Annotated in this window: 15 protein-coding genes; 5 read left to right on the top strand and 10 right to left on the bottom strand. The window is 49.8% G+C overall.

Going from position 1 to position 16,428, the window contains the following annotated elements; translation table 11 throughout:
* Positions 1–64 precede the first annotated feature (64 nt).
* The 4 genes from uxaC (at position 65) to U0008_RS03165 (ending at position 5,320) form a co-directional block, all read left to right on the top strand.
* A complete protein-coding gene (gene uxaC, locus U0008_RS03180) occupies positions 65–1,474 on the top strand; it encodes a glucuronate isomerase (protein WP_043490882.1) in 1,410 nt (469 codons plus the stop codon).
* A 230-nt stretch (positions 1,475–1,704) separates the two neighbouring features.
* The gene (locus U0008_RS03175) at positions 1,705–3,180 is read left to right on the top strand and encodes a tagaturonate reductase (protein ID WP_043490879.1); all 1,476 of its coding nucleotides are present in this window, start codon (positions 1,705–1,707) and stop codon (positions 3,178–3,180) included.
* 22 nt (positions 3,181–3,202) lie between these two features.
* Entirely contained in the window at positions 3,203–4,693 is a 1,491-nt protein-coding gene (locus U0008_RS03170; protein WP_043491005.1) for a UxaA family hydrolase, read from the top strand.
* A gap of 93 nt (positions 4,694–4,786) precedes the next feature.
* Entirely contained in the window at positions 4,787–5,320 is a 534-nt protein-coding gene (locus tag U0008_RS03165; RefSeq protein WP_043490876.1) for a YgjV family protein, read from the top strand.
* A 58-nt stretch (positions 5,321–5,378) separates the two neighbouring features.
* On the opposite strand, the gene U0008_RS03160 is transcribed toward U0008_RS03165, so the two are convergent.
* The 10 genes from U0008_RS03160 to U0008_RS03110 all read right to left on the bottom strand — a co-directional run bounded on the left by U0008_RS03160 (position 5,379) and on the right by U0008_RS03110 (position 15,052).
* Complete coding sequence (locus U0008_RS03160; protein ID WP_172863857.1) at positions 5,379–6,644, bottom strand: NupC/NupG family nucleoside CNT transporter; 1,266 nt, start codon at positions 6,642–6,644, stop codon at positions 5,379–5,381.
* 233 nt (positions 6,645–6,877) lie between these two features.
* Positions 6,878–7,663, bottom strand: coding sequence for a TatD family hydrolase (locus tag U0008_RS03155; protein ID WP_111330790.1), 786 nt, complete (start codon positions 7,661–7,663; stop codon positions 6,878–6,880).
* A gap of 8 nt (positions 7,664–7,671) precedes the next feature.
* Positions 7,672–8,868, bottom strand: coding sequence for a patatin-like phospholipase family protein (locus U0008_RS03150; protein ID WP_043490870.1), 1,197 nt, complete (start codon positions 8,866–8,868; stop codon positions 7,672–7,674).
* 308 nt (positions 8,869–9,176) lie between these two features.
* Positions 9,177–9,338 (bottom strand): DUF1328 domain-containing protein, encoded by a 162-nt coding sequence (locus U0008_RS03140; RefSeq protein WP_004846733.1) that lies wholly within the window; start codon positions 9,336–9,338, stop codon positions 9,177–9,179.
* 137 nt (positions 9,339–9,475) lie between these two features.
* Positions 9,476–10,090 (bottom strand): molecular chaperone OsmY, encoded by a 615-nt coding sequence (osmY, locus tag U0008_RS03135; protein WP_043490866.1) that lies wholly within the window; start codon positions 10,088–10,090, stop codon positions 9,476–9,478.
* Positions 10,091–10,619: 529 nt separating this feature from the next.
* Positions 10,620–12,209, bottom strand: a complete 1,590-nt coding sequence (gene prfC / locus U0008_RS03130; protein WP_025799070.1) for a peptide chain release factor 3 — start codon at positions 12,207–12,209, stop codon at positions 10,620–10,622.
* A gap of 267 nt (positions 12,210–12,476) precedes the next feature.
* On the bottom strand, positions 12,477–13,745 hold the full coding sequence (locus U0008_RS03125; protein WP_043490864.1) for a type II toxin-antitoxin system HipA family toxin: 1,269 nt from the start codon (positions 13,743–13,745) through the stop codon (positions 12,477–12,479).
* Between the two features lie 2 nt (positions 13,746–13,747).
* Positions 13,748–14,065 (bottom strand): helix-turn-helix domain-containing protein, encoded by a 318-nt coding sequence (locus tag U0008_RS03120; protein WP_043490861.1) that lies wholly within the window; start codon positions 14,063–14,065, stop codon positions 13,748–13,750.
* Positions 14,066–14,205: 140 nt separating this feature from the next.
* Positions 14,206–14,673 carry a ribosomal protein S18-alanine N-acetyltransferase gene (gene rimI / locus U0008_RS03115; protein WP_080723901.1) on the bottom strand — a complete coding sequence of 156 codons (468 nt, stop codon included), beginning with the start codon at positions 14,671–14,673 and terminating at the stop codon, positions 14,206–14,208.
* Positions 14,642–15,052, bottom strand: a complete 411-nt coding sequence (locus U0008_RS03110; protein ID WP_043490856.1) for a DNA polymerase III subunit psi — start codon at positions 15,050–15,052, stop codon at positions 14,642–14,644. Before U0008_RS03110 ends, rimI begins: the two co-directional genes overlap by 32 nt.
* Positions 15,053–15,237: 185 nt before the next feature.
* On the opposite strand from U0008_RS03110, the gene rsmC reads away from it, so the two are divergent.
* On the top strand, positions 15,238–16,278 hold the full coding sequence (gene rsmC, locus U0008_RS03105) for a 16S rRNA (guanine(1207)-N(2))-methyltransferase RsmC (RefSeq protein ID WP_025799065.1): 1,041 nt from the start codon (positions 15,238–15,240) through the stop codon (positions 16,276–16,278).
* The last annotated feature ends 150 nt before the right edge of the window (positions 16,279–16,428 follow it).

Genomic DNA, 16,428 nt, shown 5'->3' with positions numbered 1-16,428 from the left:
GTGTGATAACTTTAGCCGCAAAAGAATAGCTCACCGAAGCGTTACGCTCCTGAGGAACCCGATTATGTCGCAGTTTTTAACCGAAGATTTCTTGCTTGATACCGAGTTTGCGCGCCGCCTGTACCACGGGTACGCGGCTGAACAGCCAATTTTTGACTATCACTGTCATCTCCCTCCTGAGCAAATTGCACAGGATTATCGGTTTAAAAACCTGTATGACATCTGGTTGAAAGGCGACCACTACAAATGGCGTGCGATGCGCACCAACGGCGTTGCCGAACGCCTGTGCACCGGTGACGCAAGCGATCGTGAGAAGTTCCAAGCATGGGCTGAAACCGTTCCTCATACCATTGGTAACCCGCTTTATCACTGGACACACCTAGAATTGCGTCGCCCATTTGGCATTACCGGCACCCTGCTCTCTGGCGCAACGGCAGACGACATTTGGAATCGCTGTAATGCGCTGCTAGAGCGCGAAGAATTCAGCGCTCGCGGCATCATGAAGCAGATGAATGTCAAAATGGTTGGGACGACGGACGATCCTATTGACGATCTGAGCCACCATAAAATCATCGCGGAAGACAGCAGCTTTGACGTCAAAGTGCTACCGAGCTGGCGTCCAGATAAAGCATTTAACATTGATGCCGCGATCTTCCCAGAATATATGCAAAAACTGAGCGCCGCGGCTGACGTTGATATCCGTAAGTTCAGCGATGTCTGCGATGCGCTTAAAATCCGGATGGACCACTTTGCCGCACATGGCTGCAAGGTGTCTGACCACGCACTTGATGTGGTTATGTACGGCGAAGCCGACGAAACCACGTTGAACGGTATTCTGACCCGCCGCCTAGAAGGCAAAATGCCAACTGAGCAAGAAGTTGCCCAGTTTAAAACGGCCGTACTGCTGTTCTTGGGTGCCGAATACCATAAGCGCGGTTGGGTGCAGCAATACCACATTGGCGCACTGCGTAATAACAACTCTCGCATGTTTGAAACCGTTGGCCCTGATATCGGTTTTGACTCTATCCATGACGCGCCGGTGGCCTTTGCTCTTTCTCGCTTGCTCGATGCGCAAAGCCGCTCTAGTGGCCTAGCCAAAACCATTATCTATTGCCTGAATCCACGCGATAACGAAGTCATCGGCACCATGGTTGGTAACTTCCAAGGCGAAGGCATGGCGGGGAAAATGCAGTTCGGTTCTGGCTGGTGGTTCAACGATCAGAAAGACGGTATGCAACGCCAGATGACTCAACTCGCCCAGTTGGGTTTGCTGAGCCGCTTTGTTGGCATGCTCACCGATAGCCGCAGCTTCCTGTCTTACACCCGTCATGAATATTTCCGTCGCATTCTGTGCCAAATGATTGGACGTTGGGTGGCCGACGGTGAAGCACCGGCAGATATCGAATTGCTGGGTAATATGGTGAAAAACATCTGCTTCGATAATGCCAAAAACTATTTTGCGATTGAGTTGTAATTATCCTAGGGCGGTTTAGCCGCCCCTTTTTTTCTATACCCACAATAATTCGAGTTGCAGGAAGGCGGCAACGCAGTGAATCCCTAGGAGCTTACTTGAGTAAGTGACTAGGGTGAGCGAGGAAAGCCAACGCACATGCAACTTGAAGTATGAAGGGTATAACACCCAACGCTTGTTCCTTTTATATGTTGAAGGCCGCCAAATCGCGGCCCCTCTGAGGTAGATCCAGAATGCAAACTCTTAATCGTCGTGATTTTCCCGGCCGCCAGCACCCAGACAAAGTGATTCAGTTTGGTGAAGGCAATTTCCTACGTGCGTTTGTAGACTGGCAGTTGGATCTGCTGAATGAGCATACCGATTTGAATGCGGGCGTGGTGGTTGTTCGCCCACTAAACAGCGATTTCCCGCCGTCACTCAGCACACAGGACGGTTTGTTTACCACCATTATTCGTGGTTTAAACGAACAAGGCGAAGCCGTTCGTGAGTCTCGCATTATTCGCAGCGTGAACCGCGAAATCAATATGTATCAGGACTTTGATGCTTATTTGGCACTGGCGCATGATGCCAACATCCGCTTTGTGTTTTCGAACACCACCGAAGCAGGCATCAGCTATGTCGCCGAAGATAAGCTGACCGATACCCCACCAGCCAGCTTCCCAGCCAAGCTGACACGCTTACTGTACGAGCGTTTTTGCCATTTCGACGGCGCAGCCGATAAAGGTTGGGTATTGCTGCCATGCGAGTTAATCGACTACAACGGTGAAGCGCTGCGCGAACTGGTGTTGCGCTACGCTCAGCAGTGGGATTTACCGTCAGCATTCATTCAGTGGTTAGAGCAAAGCAACACGTTCTGCTCAACGTTGGTAGACCGCATCGTGACCGGATATCCGCGCGACGAAGTCGAAGCATTGACGAAAGAGCTGGGCTATCAAGACGCATTTTTAGATACCGCAGAGCACTTTTATCTGTTTGTCATCCAAGGCCCACAGTCGCTGGCTCAAGAGCTTCGTTTAGATGCCTTTGCCAAGGATCATAAACCGCTAAACATTCGCATCGTGGATGACATCAAGCCCTATAAAGAGCGCAAAGTAGCAATCCTGAACGGCGCTCACACCGCATTGGTTCCAGTGGCATTCTTAGCCGGACTTAACACCGTGGGCGAAAGCATGAACGACGCTCAGATAACCGAGTTCGTCGAGAAAGCGATTAGCCAAGAGATCGTACCGGTGCTCGATCTGCCTGCCAATGAACTGAAATCATTTGCTGACGCAGTGCTAAGCCGTTTCCGTAACCCGTTCATTCAGCATCAGTTGTTATCCATTGCGTTAAACGGTATGACGAAATACCGCACCCGTATTCTGCCTCAGGTGCTGGCTTACCAGCAGCAAACGGGCACACTGCCCCAGCGTTTATGCTTTGCACTTGCCGCGTTGATCGCGTTCTACCGTGGCGAGCGCGATGGCGAAACCTATCCATTGCAAGATGATGCGCATTGGCTCGAGCGTTATCACTCTGGCTGGAGCGCAGTAAAAGCAGGCGGTGAAAGTCTGGAAAGCTTCGTGCAAAAAATCCTGAGCGAGGCCGACCACTGGGGACAAGATCTTAACCAGATCCCTGAAATGACCCAAACCATCACCGGATACTTACAGCAAATTGAACAGCACGGTATGCGTTCTGCCGTTTCATCATTATCCGTTACTGCCTGAGCTGAATTGAATTATGCAAAATATGCCAAGCGTTATTAAAATTCATCCACTGGATAATGTCGCCGTTGCCCTACGCGATCTCAACGCGGGTGAAACCCTTAGCGTGGAATCACAGCCCATCCATCTGCTGAGCGACATTGCTCGTGGGCACAAATTTGCCCTCACGCCGTTAGCATCGGGTGAGATGATTGTGAAATATGGCTTGCCCATCGGCCATGCCTTAACGGCGATTGCCGCGGGTGAACATATTCATTCGCAAAATGCGAAAACCAACCTCAACGATCTGGATCAGTACCAATACCAGCCAGATTTTGCCGATCTTCCCGCGCAGATGGTCGATCGTGACGTACAGATCTACCGCCGTCAAAACGGCGATGTAGGGATCCGCAATGAACTTTGGGTCTTGCCTACCGTTGGCTGCGTTAACGGGATGGCTCGTCAGATGTTAACCCGTTTTTTGAAGGAAACCGGCGATGCAGAAGGCATCGACGGCGCTTATTTGTTTACTCATCCATTTGGTTGCTCACAGTTGGGCGACGACCACATCAATACCCGCACCATGCTACAAAACATGGTGCGCCACCCTAACGCCGGAGCTGTCCTGGTGGTTGGGTTGGGCTGTGAGAATAACCAAATTGCGGCTTTCCGTGACACGCTGGGTGAATACGATGCCAGCCGCGTGCATTTCATGGTATGTCAGCAACAGGATGACGAAGTTGAAGCCGGCATCGAACATCTGCATCAGCTTTATCAAGTGATGCGCAACGATCGCCGTGAAGCGGGCAAACTCAGCGAGTTGAAATTTGGCTTAGAGTGCGGGGGGTCTGATGGCTTATCCGGCATTACCGCTAATCCGCTGCTGGGCCGTTTCTCCGATTATGTGATCGCCAACGGCGGCACCAGCGTTCTCACCGAAGTGCCTGAAATGTTTGGCGCTGAGCGTATTCTGATGAGCCGTTGCCGCGATGAATCAACGTTCGAAAAGACCGTCGACATGGTTAATAACTTCAAACAATACTTCATCGAACACAACCAGCCTATTTATGAAAACCCGTCTCCGGGCAACAAAGCAGGCGGTATCACCACGCTGGAAGAGAAATCCTTAGGCTGTACACAAAAAGCAGGACAGAGTCAGGTTATCGACGTGCTGCGCTATGGCGAAAGGTTAAAAACGCCGGGGCTGAATCTGCTAAGTGCACCGGGCAACGATGCGGTTGCCACCAGCGCGCTGGCCGGAGCCGGATGCCATATGGTGCTGTTTAGTACCGGTCGCGGTACGCCATACGGCGGCTTCGTTCCAACCGTGAAACTGGCGACCAATACCGAAATCGCCACCAAAAAACCGCACTGGATCGACTTCGATGCGGGTCAGTTGTTGCACGGTAAAACCATGGATCAGCTATTGGCTTCATTCATCGATATGATCGTCAATATTGCCAATGGTCATCAGACGCGTAACGAAATTAATGACTTCCGTGAGCTGGCCATTTTTAAGAGCGGTGTAACGCTGTAAAGCCATAGTCACGTCACTCGCAAAAACGGCGTTCGTGTGAGCGCCGTTTTTCTATCTGAAGCGGCATGAAGAAGGAATTAAAGGGAGTTAGAGATGCACAGCTACGAGTGGTTTGCGCAGGGCGTAGGGTTTTTTGCTTTTCTGGTGGGTATCACCACTTTTTTCAATCGCAATGAGCTGCGCTTCAAATACCAACTCTCTATTTATTCAGCCATTATTGGTCTGCATTTTTTCCTGATGGGCGCGCATTCAGCCGCCGCTGCCGCCGAACTTAATGCCATTCGTACCGTGATATCTACTCGTACACGCAGCAATTGGGTGATGTTTATTTTTATTGCTCTCACGCTGGGATTTGGCGGCTATAGCCTACAGCACGCAATGGAGTTGCTGCCGATTATTGGCACCGTTGCCAGTACTTGGGCGCTCTTTCGAACCAAAGGATTAACCACGCGCTGCGTCATGTGGTGTTCCACGGCTTGCTGGGTCACACATAATATTTGGCTGGGCTCGATTGGCGGTTCACTGATTGAAGGGAGTTTTTTGCTGATGAACGGCTTCAATATTATCCGTTTTCGCCGCATGCAGCTGCGCGGTATCGATCCGTTTAAAGTCGAAGGTAAGGCTTAGTTACCGGGGGAGTCAAAACCTCCAGCCCAACAAGCGGGCTGGAGATTGAGTAAAACCATTACAGCGCGAGGAAGAACCCGGCAATTGTGGCGCTCATCAGGTTTGATAACGTACCTGCGGCCACGGCTTTCAGACCGAAGCGGGCGATATCATGACGACGCGTAGGTGCCATGCTTCCCAAACCTCCGAGCAGAATAGCCACCGAGGAGAGGTTCGCAAACCCGCATAGTGCAAAGGAGATAATCGCTTTGGTATGGTCGGAGAGAACCTGTAAGCCCGCTGCGGCAACTTCCGCATCCGCTTTGAGATATTCACCAAAGTTCATGAATGCCACAAATTCATTCACGATAATCTTCTGACCAATGAAAGAACCCGCAATCTGGGATTCGCTCCACGGCACACCAATCAGATAAGCAATCGGCGAGAACACCCAACCTAAGATCAATTCCAGCGAAAGCTGCGGATAGTCGAACCAGCCACCGATACCGCCCAGCATACCGTTAACAAGCGCAATCAACGCGATAAACGCCAACAGCATCGCGCCCACGTTCAACGCCAACTGCATACCAGACGCCGCCCCCGCCGCCGCCGCATCAATCACGTTAGCCGGACGATCTTCTTCAGCAATCAGCGCCGCTGCGTCAGTTTTGTCGTGGGTTTTTTCTGTTTCAGGCACAATCAGCTTGGCAAAGAGTAAGCCGCCCGGAGCCGCCATAAATGACGCTGCAATCAGATACTCCAACGGCACGCCCATTTGCGCATAACCTGCCAATACCGAACCCGCCACCGAAGCTAAACCGCCACACATCACGGCAAACAGCTCAGACTGCGTCATGGTGGAAATATATGGGCGAACCACCAGCGGTGCTTCAGTCTGACCCACAAAGATATTTGCAGTTGCAGACAGTGATTCTGTGCGAGAAGTGCCCAACAGTTTCTGCAAGCCGCCGCCGAGTAAACGGATAACGATTTGCATGATGCCGAGGTAATACAGCACGGCAATTAATGAAGAGAAGAAAACAATAACGGGCAAAACACGCAGTGCGAATACAAACCCGCCACCGCCGAAGACTTCAAACATCTTGTCAGACACCAACCCGCCAAAAATAAATGAAATCCCTTCATTTCCGTAGGCAATCACGTTGGCGACGCCGGAAGACATGGCACCCAACACATCCCGCCCAGTGGGGACATAAAGCACGAACGCGCCGATAACGACCTGAATAAGAAATGCGCCAATCACGGTGCGTAGGTTGATAGCACGACGATTGCTCGAAAGTAGCACGGCAATCAGAATGAGTACCGCCATCCCTACCACGCTCATAATAAGTTGCATGGAATAGTCCCTGTAACGCGTTAGATTTTTTGATTGAGTATCGACGAAAGATTCACATTGCCGATGGCGGCGATTATACCGAGGAGAGAAGAATTATTGGTCAGCGCTGTCACAGTTTTATACAACCTGAAGCATCCAAAATCATTAAAATGAGACATCCATCACATCAATAAAAATGAATAATTCAGCTGCATTTAGAATAGTTAGCAATGAATCTAAAACTACGCGGAAATACCGAATAATCTATCAGTATTTACCAATATGGCCTCAGCAATCACTGCGGGAGATTCGGGCCTGAGCTGGCATAGCGTTTCGAAGACCTGACGCACACGTTCAGGGCGGTTGGGCTGGCCTTGATAACCCGCCAATGGCATGTCGGGCGCATCGGTTTCCAGCAGTAATGCACTTAATGGCAATTGGGCAATCACCTGCCGCGTTTTCTGCGCTCGTTCGTAGGTTATCGTGCCACCAACGCCAATAAAATAGCCTAACTTGATGAAAGCCTGTGCCTGAGAAAGGCTGCCAGAAAAACCGTGCACAACGCCACATCGCGGCACCGCTGCGTTTCTCAACTCACGAGCCAACTGATCGTGGGAGCGACGCGAATGCAGGATCACCGGTAAATCATATCGCTTAGCCAGTTTTAGCTGGGCTTTTAGCAGCGAGATTTGTCGCTCAAGCTGTGGATCGTCCATAAACAAATCAAGGCCAATCTCACCGATGGCCACCAGCTTATTGGGTTTCTGCGCCAATGCTTGCACCAGAACATCAATATCCTGCTCATGATGCTGGGCAATATACAGCGGATGAAGACCTAACGCGGCGTACAACATCGGGTAACGGTTAGCTAGTTCAAGAACTTGCTGAAAGCGCTGTGCGCTGATGGTTGGAACGATGATGCTACGCACTCCCTGTGCGTAGGCTAGCTCAAGGCTTTCGGACTCATTACCGCTAAAGGGCGGGAAATCAAAGTGACAGTGAGTATCAACGAACTGCGCATCAGTCATAGGTTCTGTCACGTCGAACTGTCCTGCGAAGACGGTTTATCTGCTTTTTTTGCAGTACTCGGATCAATGGTGGTTTGCCGAGCACTTTTATCCAGTTGCACGCTGTCAGGTAATATCAGGGACTTCTCCGCCACCATATTGGTTTGCGGTTCCGGCAGAACAATGCCATTTTTAGCCGCCGAATGCGTTGCCGCCACAATCGGCATTTCAGGAGAAATAGTATCTGACGGCTGTAGTAGGCGACGAGAGAACGCCCGTTTGTCTACATTAGGCTGATCTTCTCGTGGCAATAGCCAATGTCCAACGGTGGCTAAGAAATAGCGACCGCAGCGGCGTCCGAGATGATAATCCGCATTTAAGGCAGCAATTTTGCTCCCTAACGCATGGCTCGCCAGCGGCTTCGGCGGATAGATTTCAAACACCTTCACCTTACCCGGCGGTTTCTCAATGAAGCGCTGAATACGACGGTAGCTTTTCTCATGGTACTTCATCATTTTGACCATCTGCTGCAAGCTACTTTCACCCAGCAGAGCTTCCATTCGACGCATCCATTTGGGCGTGTAGAACATTTGCGATGGCACGGTACGTATCACCACTATGGTATCGGCTCCGCGTCGATGGGCTTCGCGCACCGGAATTGCATCGCTGATCCCACCGTCTTGGTAACTCACACCGTCAAGCTCCACGCCCCAGCGATAGAATCCTGGGATGGCGCTGCTGGCTTTGATCACATCGAGCCAATTTTTACGCTGCGCAGGAAAATAGGTAGGAGCGAAATCTTCAGTGCGGCTGGCACACATCAATAACTGGCGGCCATCGACTAAATGTTGTTCCGCATAATCCATCGCTAACGGCAGATCGTTCGCGGTAGCTTCAATTAACCAATCAAGATCGATTAAGTGCCCACCACGGACAAAACGTAGCGGATTAAAAAAATCAATTGAAGTGGTGTAGCGAGTGATGACGCGTCGTGCGTAGCCCGGTTGGCCACAGACAAAAGCGGAAAGGTTTTGTGCCCCAGCAGAAGTGCCGAGATAGAGATCGAAGGGGTTGAAGCGCGCGCGCAAAAATTCATCCAGCACGCCAGCGGTAAAAATACCGCGCTGACCGCCGCCTTCACATACCAGCGCAATTTTACCCGGCTGGTAGGGTTTGTACGCTAGCGGCTCTATATTGCCCAGCGTAATCGGTATTCTGTATCCCAACCATCCATCCTCAATGAGTCTTCACATCCTCCGAGGATACCCTGTCTTGCGCAATTCCGTAATCCTCTTGCAGCAATCCAAGGAGGCAATCATTGTTGCCAGCAAGCCATTCGCCGTCACTGCCAAGCCATTCAGCCAGAGTAGACCTGACTTGACCGCGAATCTGTTTCCACTTACCGACAACAATGTCACCGTTCATATTTACAAACCTTTTGTGCTTTCCATTCAAAATGGATGGCGGATTTGGTGTTGATACCCCCATCGCTCATGTCTAATGTCCTAACAATGAGCGCTAAAGGTATCCTTACCTAAGGACGACGACGCCCTGTAAATAGGCTGACCAAGAACAGAATAATACCCACTACGAACACCACTTTAGCTGCCCATGCCGCTGTACCGGCCAGACCACCAAAACCTAATGCTGCAGCGATTAATGCAATGATTAAAAAGATAATTCCCCAACGAAACATATGCTCTCCTTACCTTGCCTAAAATAAAAATGAAGTGTCGACCAACGACGCTCTTCTCTTTGTTTCTAAAAGGTCTTTGTTTCTCATAGGTAATCACACCGAACGCCCCACGCCGTGGTTCGTCCGGGGAAAGCAGATTACTGTTTTACCGTCAGATCATTTTTAACGCTTTTTACACCTTCCACCGCGCTAGCAACACTTTCAGCACGATCGGATTCAGCTTTGGTTTTCACCGTACCGGAAAGCTGTACCAAGCTATTTTCGGTTTCCACTTTCACATTACGTGATGGGACGATGTCATCAGCCAGTAATTTCGCTTTTACTTCGCTAGTGATCGCCGTGTCGCTGGCGTATCCGCTAACGCTGGCCTTGGTGCTGTCTTTCACGTGCAGTTTATCGCTCACGGATTTAACGCCTTCAACACCTTTCGCCAGAGTCACTGCGCGTTCTGCCTGATCTTGTGAAGAGACAAAACCGTTCAGGGTAACGACACCTTTGTTGGTATTTACAGAGATATCGTTGCTTTTGATATCTTTGGCATCAACCAATGCACTTTTAACTTTAGCGGTAATCCCGCTATCGTCCATGTAACCATCAACTTTCTTCATGGAGCTATCGATTTTCGCACCGGTAGAGTCAGCCGCGCTTTGTGCTTTCTGCATTAAGGTTTCTTCTGCCATAGCACTACCGCTAACCAGTACAGAACCTAAAACAATTGCCATCATTGAACGTGCAAACTTGGTATTTTTCATCGATTTCTTCCTTTTGATTTCAGTAACGGCTTAACGCCGTGGGCCGTATTTCTTTCAGCCCTTAATCACATCGTCTCATCGGAGACTCGCTGTGCTAATGCTTAAAAACGTAGCCTATCGTTCACCATCGGCTCAGCAAGAAGCAGTTAAAACCAGCAATTAACAAACAAACGATTAACAAATCACAGTATGAAAACACGTCTTGTAGACCACACCATCATCCATTTTTCAAACTATCAATCGTTAGTCTGCTGATTTAAAATCAATACGTTATGCTTTTCGCTTTACCTTGGTGAAGCACTCGACTGTAAAACTAATCTAATCAAATCGATTAATTCTCGGTGTCATGCGCTACTGGATTAACTATAGCCCAGTAACAAAAAAATGCAGTTTAGATCACAATAACCGGCGTTTTTTTGTGCAAAAAAGCGGCTTATTAAGACGATTCTGCGAATTTTGGGTATAAAAAAACCGCACATGAGTGCGGTTTATCAGCAAATTCAGCAGAAAAATTACACGAACAAAACGATTAATGCTCGCGAGTTTTGCGGAATTTCACTTCAGGGTAGCGTTCGCTAGCCAGATTAAGGTTGACCATCGTTGGCGCAATATAGGCTAAATTATCACCGCCATCTAACGCTAAGTTCAGCTCGTTCTTACGTTTAAACTCTTCGAATTTCTTCACGTCATCGCACTCAACCCAACGAGCGGTTGATACGTTAACGGATTCGTAGATAGCTTCAACGTTATATTCGCTTTTCAGACGTGCTACCACCACTTCAAACTGCAGCACACCGACCGCACCCACAATCAGATCGTTGTTGTGAATTGGACGGAACACCTGCACCGCGCCCTCTTCAGACAGCTGAACCAAGCCTTTCAGCAGCTGTTTCTGTTTCAGCGGATCGCGCAGACGGATGCGACGGAACAGCTCTGGCGCAAAGTTCGGAATACCGGTGAACTTCATATCTTCACCCTGAGTGAACGTATCACCAATCTGAATCGTGCCGTGGTTATGCAAACCGATGATGTCGCCCGCATAGGCTTCTTCAAGGTGTGAGCGGTCACCAGCCATAAAGGTCAGGGCGTCAGAGATCACCACGTCTTTGCCCGTGCGGACCTGACGCAGTTTCATGCTTTTTTCATAACGGCCAGACACCACGCGCATAAAGGCTACGCGGTCACGGTGTTTTGGGTCCATATTGGCCTGAATTTTAAACACGAAACCGGTGAACTTCTCTTCATCAGCGCTGACCACGCGGGTATCGGTTTTGCGTGGCATTGGCGCAGGAGCCCAATCCACCAAGCCATCAAGCATGTGGTCAACACCGAAGTTACCCAGAGCCGTACCGAAGAAGACAGGGGTCAATTCACCATTAAGGAAATCGTCCTTATCAAACTCCGCGGCAGCGCCTTTTACCAACTCCAGTTCACCACGCAGCTGCTCTGCTAGATCTTCGCCAACGGCAGCATCCAGATCAGGGTTGTCCAAACCTTTAACGATGCGGACTTCCTGAATGGTGTGGCCTTTACCTGTTTGATACAGATAGGTTTCGTCTTTATACAGGTGATAAACACCCTTAAACGATTTACCACAGCCGATTGGCCAAGTGATTGGCGCGCACACAATACGCAGCTCGTTTTCGACTTCGTCCAGCAACTCCATCGGATCGCGAATTTCGCGGTCAACTTTGTTCATGAAGGTCAAGATCGGCGTATCACGCAGGCGCGTAACTTCCATGAGCTTACGGGTACGATCTTCGACGCCTTTTGCCGCATCGATAACCATCAAGCAGCAGTCAACGGCGGTCAGGGTACGATAGGTATCTTCAGAGAAGTCTTCGTGCCCTGGGGTATCGAGCAGGTTTACCAAACAATCGTGGTAAGGGAACTGCATCACCGAGGTGGTAATCGAAATACCACGTTGTTTTTCCATCTCCATCCAGTCAGATTTAGCATGCTGGTTAGAGCCGCGCCCTTTTACCGTACCCGCGGTCTGAATAGCCTGTCCGAATAACAGAACTTTTTCAGTGATCGTGGTTTTACCGGCATCGGGGTGAGAAATAATTGCGAAAGTGCGGCGTTTAGCCACTTCGCGAGCGTATTCACTAGGAGACATGTTTTTACGTTCTATCGTTAGCCACCCTGCGCCAACGCCCGTAATTCAGGCGATTTATTGTTACGCAAAGCGGGAATAAAAAGGGTTATAACCTAAATAATTCGAGTTGCAGGAAGGCGGCAAGTTTGTGAATCCCTAGGAGCATAGATAACTATGTGACTAGGGTGAACAAACGTAGCCAACGCACATGCGGCTCGAAGTATGACGGGTATAGCGGGCTATTTTCCCTGATTTAGTCAGGTTAGACAATCAATCGTTTTTTAAGCGCTAAGGCACAGCGATGCGGAAGTCGGAAGAGAGGCTCGCCCAATGGTTTTTTAATACGATTTTATGTTCCTCCTTCATTGGCAATTCTTCGAGCATAGAAGGCCAAATTTGCCGTGCTGTTGAAATAGCATCTTGCAAATGAACCGCAATGGCGGGCCAAGCAATTTGAACGCGCTCAGTCCAGCGTTCAAAGGTCGATAGTTCAATGTGTTGCCAGCGTTTTTCTTTTGCCATATTTAAGGCAACGCTGTCCTCACCTGCAACGTAAGGTAACGTCGTCACAATATCATAGGCCGGAGATAGCCGACCATTTAAAGTATCGCGGTAGATCATCGTCCAGTTTTTTAAATGAGCATCGCCGTTGGCCAGCAAAATATTCGCCAGCAGACGACGGGCCATTTGCTGTACATCAGCCAAACCACCTGCACCAAACCGGTACATCAAGGCAGCCACCATTTCATAGTTATAGCGACCATACTTTTCATGTGGATAGACACCCAATATCTGTGCAAAATCCTCGGTGTGTATTCTGCCCGTTTCACCGCGATCAAACCGGCGAATGGCATATGCATAGCGTTCATCCGGTAGATTGATCTTGGGTAAATTATCTAGCTGAGACAGTTCGACTAATTTAATTTCTGGGATCTCAACGCCAATCGCCTTTGCCAGCGTCATCGCCGTAAATTCATTCTCCGGTACGTGGGCATGAATCGTTGAAGGCGTTTTGATAATCCAGCTATCGCCATCGGTGTCTGCACTGACATTAAAGCGGTTGTCTCGGCTTTGAGCGGAAAATTTCATCTGCACACCGGCCAAAGAAAACTTATCCGCCTGATGGCGAAGCTCAATCTGAACCGCTTCTAAGCGTTCACCACGAGCAGACAACGCCCATGCAGGAATATCACCCAACGTGAGAGGTTTAGCGATAAGCGCACCGGGCAAATTACCACCGGTATAAGCAAGTAGCGGAAACTCGGCGTCATGGTGCAACTTTAACGTTCGCGTCATTAAGTCTCGTAACGCCCCTTCAGAAAGGAGGTTAGACAGCACCGGCGGCAATCTCATGCTCGCCCTGAGCGGTAACTGTAAATAGTGAGGATTGATGACTTGTTGTAACGTAAGAATAGGACGAACCGAGGGTGGCAACGCGGCATATTCAGGATCAAAGGTCAGAATATTATGACTGCTCGCATAATGTGTCAGAACCCCAACCCGTTGTTGGTTGAGATACAACGCTAATGCCTGAACGGACTCCGTTTGCCTCATCACCGCTAGTCCTCTAATTTACGCAGAATATCTTGCAAATCCTCATTCTGAGGCTGAGTTTGCGCCTCCGAAGCCGTTGGTTTCAAGCTGACAGCGAGCAACTCGTCCACCGCAATAACTTTATCCCGCGGTACCAGCATCAGCTCCAAATCCATCCCTTCCAGCACCCTAAGTAGAGTCGACAAGCGTGGATCGCCCCCCGCTTCAATACGCTGGTATTGCTGCTGTGACATGCCAATTTTCATCAGCATATCTTTTTGATTGAGATCGAGCTGTTGCCGGCGCAGTTTAAGCTGGCTGGGTAGCTCAGAGAGGTGTTTCATGGCGATAAACTCAGCGTAAGACAATAACAACAGATTAGTTGTTAATCATGCCATTAACAACTAATGAATTGTTTTTCACGCAGAATACAACTTAATAGTTGTAATTACAGCAAATAACAACAAAATCGTTGTTTTGCAGATCAGCCCAGCGGTAACGCCATAATACGGGCGTCTTCGCGGCCATCGGCGGTTGGGTAATAATTGCGGCGTATTGAAACTTCGTTAAAGCCAAGCGACTCATAAAGCGCGATCGCTGCGCGGTTAGAGTCTCGTACCTCTAACCACAATGTCACGATGCCTTTTTCCTCAAGCCCTACAATTAACGCATCCAGTAATTCACGCCCAAGCCCCTTGCGTTGGAACTCTGGAGCAACGGCGATGTTGAACAGTGTGGCTTCATCAAGCACCACCTGCGTAATCGCAAAAGCGGCGAGTTTTCCGTCGCATTCTAATTTTAGATTGTAATAACGCTCCCCATGATTGCTGAGGAACGTTTTTTCCGTCCACGGAAACGCGTGGCTGGCACATTCGATGTCAAAAGCCGCTTTAAAATCAGCCTCGGTGAGAGGTGAGATCTCACCCTTTAGGGAAGAAATGTTGTTCATCATGACAAATTTGCTGCCATAGCGCGCGTTTGGCGCCTGAGTTATGGTAAAGCGCACTGAGCGCCGGAGAATGCAGCGTAGCGCTTGCGCGTTCGGTAGCCGGAGGATCGCCTAGCCACCAAACATAATATTCTGCACCATCATTAAGCATGGCGTACTGTTCTGGCGTGAGAATAACCGCCTGATCCGGCGCAAGCATCAATGCCTTGAGAACGTCACACAACAAAACGTCATCGGGAGAAATCGGCTCCGCGGAAACAATTAATAAGCGGGTCGAGCTAGGTACACTCACCGCAATCTCGCCATGCAGCGCCGTTGGACGCCGCAGCACCCACTGAGTAATACCAAGCTGCTGTAAAAGAAGGTCGCGTCGGGTGGCCATACTGTCCTGCTAAAGTGTCAAAGAGACGTTAAAGAAACGATATTGCCGCGTATTCTAGCAAAGCTAGCGAACCCGCGTCATTAAAGCTCAATCTCCTTGTTGCACGAAGCGGCGCGGTGTTGGCTGCAACTCCACGTAGTTTGGGTATATACTGCGCGGCTAGTTAACCTAAGGAAACACGTTTAATGTCATTATTTACCCCTGCCAGCGAAGTCATTCTGCGCCACAGCGAGGAATTCGAATCACGCCGAGTCCTCTTTGCAGGCGATTTACAAGATACCCTGCCAGCACAGTTTGAAGCGGCAGAGGTTCGTGTTCACACCAATCAGTATCATCATTGGCAGCAGTTGAGCCGCACGATGGCAGAGCGCTGCCAGTTTGGGCTGACGGCTGATGCAGAACTGGTTGCCGACTGCGACACCCTGATTTACTACTGGCCCAAGAGCAAGCAAGAAGCACAGTTCCAGTTGCAAAACCTGTTCTCTTTGCTGCCGGTTGGCACTGAATTATTTATCGTCGGTGAAAACCGCGCAGGCGTGCGTAGCGCCGAAGGTGTCATCGAAGCGTTTGGCCCGCTGAATAAAATCGACAGCGCACGCCGCTGCGGTTTGTATCACGGTCGTTTAGAAAAACAGAGCGATTTCAAGCTCGAAGACTGGTGGGAAAACTATCAGACAGGCAGCCTGACTATCGCCACCTTACCGGGTGTATTTAGCCGCGACGGGCTGGATGTCGGCAGCCATCTGCTGCTGTCTTCGCTTGAACCACATATGAAAGGCAAAGTTCTAGACGTCGGCTGTGGTGCAGGTGTGTTGTCTGCTGCGATGGCAAAAATGTCACCGAAAATTAAGCTGACGCTAAGCGATGTCAGCGCTGCTGCGCTTGAATCTAGCCGTGCAACGCTTGCCGCCAACGATATTCAGGGCGAAGTGATTGCCAGCAATGTCTATTCCGACATTACCGGACGCTTTGACATGATCATTTCGAACCCACCGTTCCATGACGGCATGCAAACCAGCTTAACCGCTGCAGAAACGCTGATCCGCGGCGCAGCTAAACAGCTGCAAATTGGTGGTGAACTGCGTATCGTGGCTAACGCCTTCCTGCCTTATCCGCAGCTGTTGGACGATGTTTTTGGCGCTCACGAAGTGCTGGCGCAGACCGGTCGTTTCAAAGTGTATTCAGCACGCTTAGGCCGTGCTGCGATGGCCAAGAAAAAACGTTAATTTCTGCTTTTAGCTGGTAAACCTCGGTTTACCAGCGCCCCACTGACTTTTCTGCATGCCGTGCTATTGATCACGATAATTCATTGTCCTATCGTGATTTACAAAATAAATGCCCACATTTTCAGCAAACGCGCATCAAACAAGCATTGA

It is taken from the genome of Hafnia alvei (assembly GCF_034424155.1).
Classification (GTDB): Bacteria; Pseudomonadota; Gammaproteobacteria; order Enterobacterales; family Enterobacteriaceae; genus Hafnia; species Hafnia alvei.
This window is presented reverse-complemented; position numbering and strand designations above follow the sequence as displayed.

Coding starts and splice junctions, on each gene's coding strand:
- uxaC (WP_043490882.1), top strand. CDS start 65: ATGTCGCAGTTTTTAACCGAAGATTTCTTGCTTGATACCGAGTTTGCG.
- U0008_RS03175 (WP_043490879.1), top strand. CDS start 1,705: ATGCAAACTCTTAATCGTCGTGATTTTCCCGGCCGCCAGCACCCAGAC.
- U0008_RS03170 (WP_043491005.1), top strand. CDS start 3,203: ATGCCAAGCGTTATTAAAATTCATCCACTGGATAATGTCGCCGTTGCC.
- U0008_RS03165 (WP_043490876.1), top strand. CDS start 4,787: ATGCACAGCTACGAGTGGTTTGCGCAGGGCGTAGGGTTTTTTGCTTTT.
- U0008_RS03160 (WP_172863857.1), bottom strand. CDS start 6,644: ATGAGCGTGGTAGGGATGGCGGTACTCATTCTGATTGCCGTGCTACTT.
- U0008_RS03155 (WP_111330790.1), bottom strand. CDS start 7,663: ATGACTGATGCGCAGTTCGTTGATACTCACTGTCACTTTGATTTCCCG.
- U0008_RS03140 (WP_004846733.1), bottom strand. CDS start 9,338: ATGTTTCGTTGGGGAATTATCTTTTTAATCATTGCATTAATCGCTGCA.
- osmY (WP_043490866.1), bottom strand. CDS start 10,090: ATGAAAAATACCAAGTTTGCACGTTCAATGATGGCAATTGTTTTAGGT.
- prfC (WP_025799070.1), bottom strand. CDS start 12,209: ATGTCTCCTAGTGAATACGCTCGCGAAGTGGCTAAACGCCGCACTTTC.
- U0008_RS03120 (WP_043490861.1), bottom strand. CDS start 14,065: ATGAAACACCTCTCTGAGCTACCCAGCCAGCTTAAACTGCGCCGGCAA.
- rimI (WP_080723901.1), bottom strand. CDS start 14,673: ATGATGAACAACATTTCTTCCCTAAAGGGTGAGATCTCACCTCTCACC.
- U0008_RS03110 (WP_043490856.1), bottom strand. CDS start 15,052: ATGGCCACCCGACGCGACCTTCTTTTACAGCAGCTTGGTATTACTCAG.
- rsmC (WP_025799065.1), top strand. CDS start 15,238: ATGTCATTATTTACCCCTGCCAGCGAAGTCATTCTGCGCCACAGCGAG.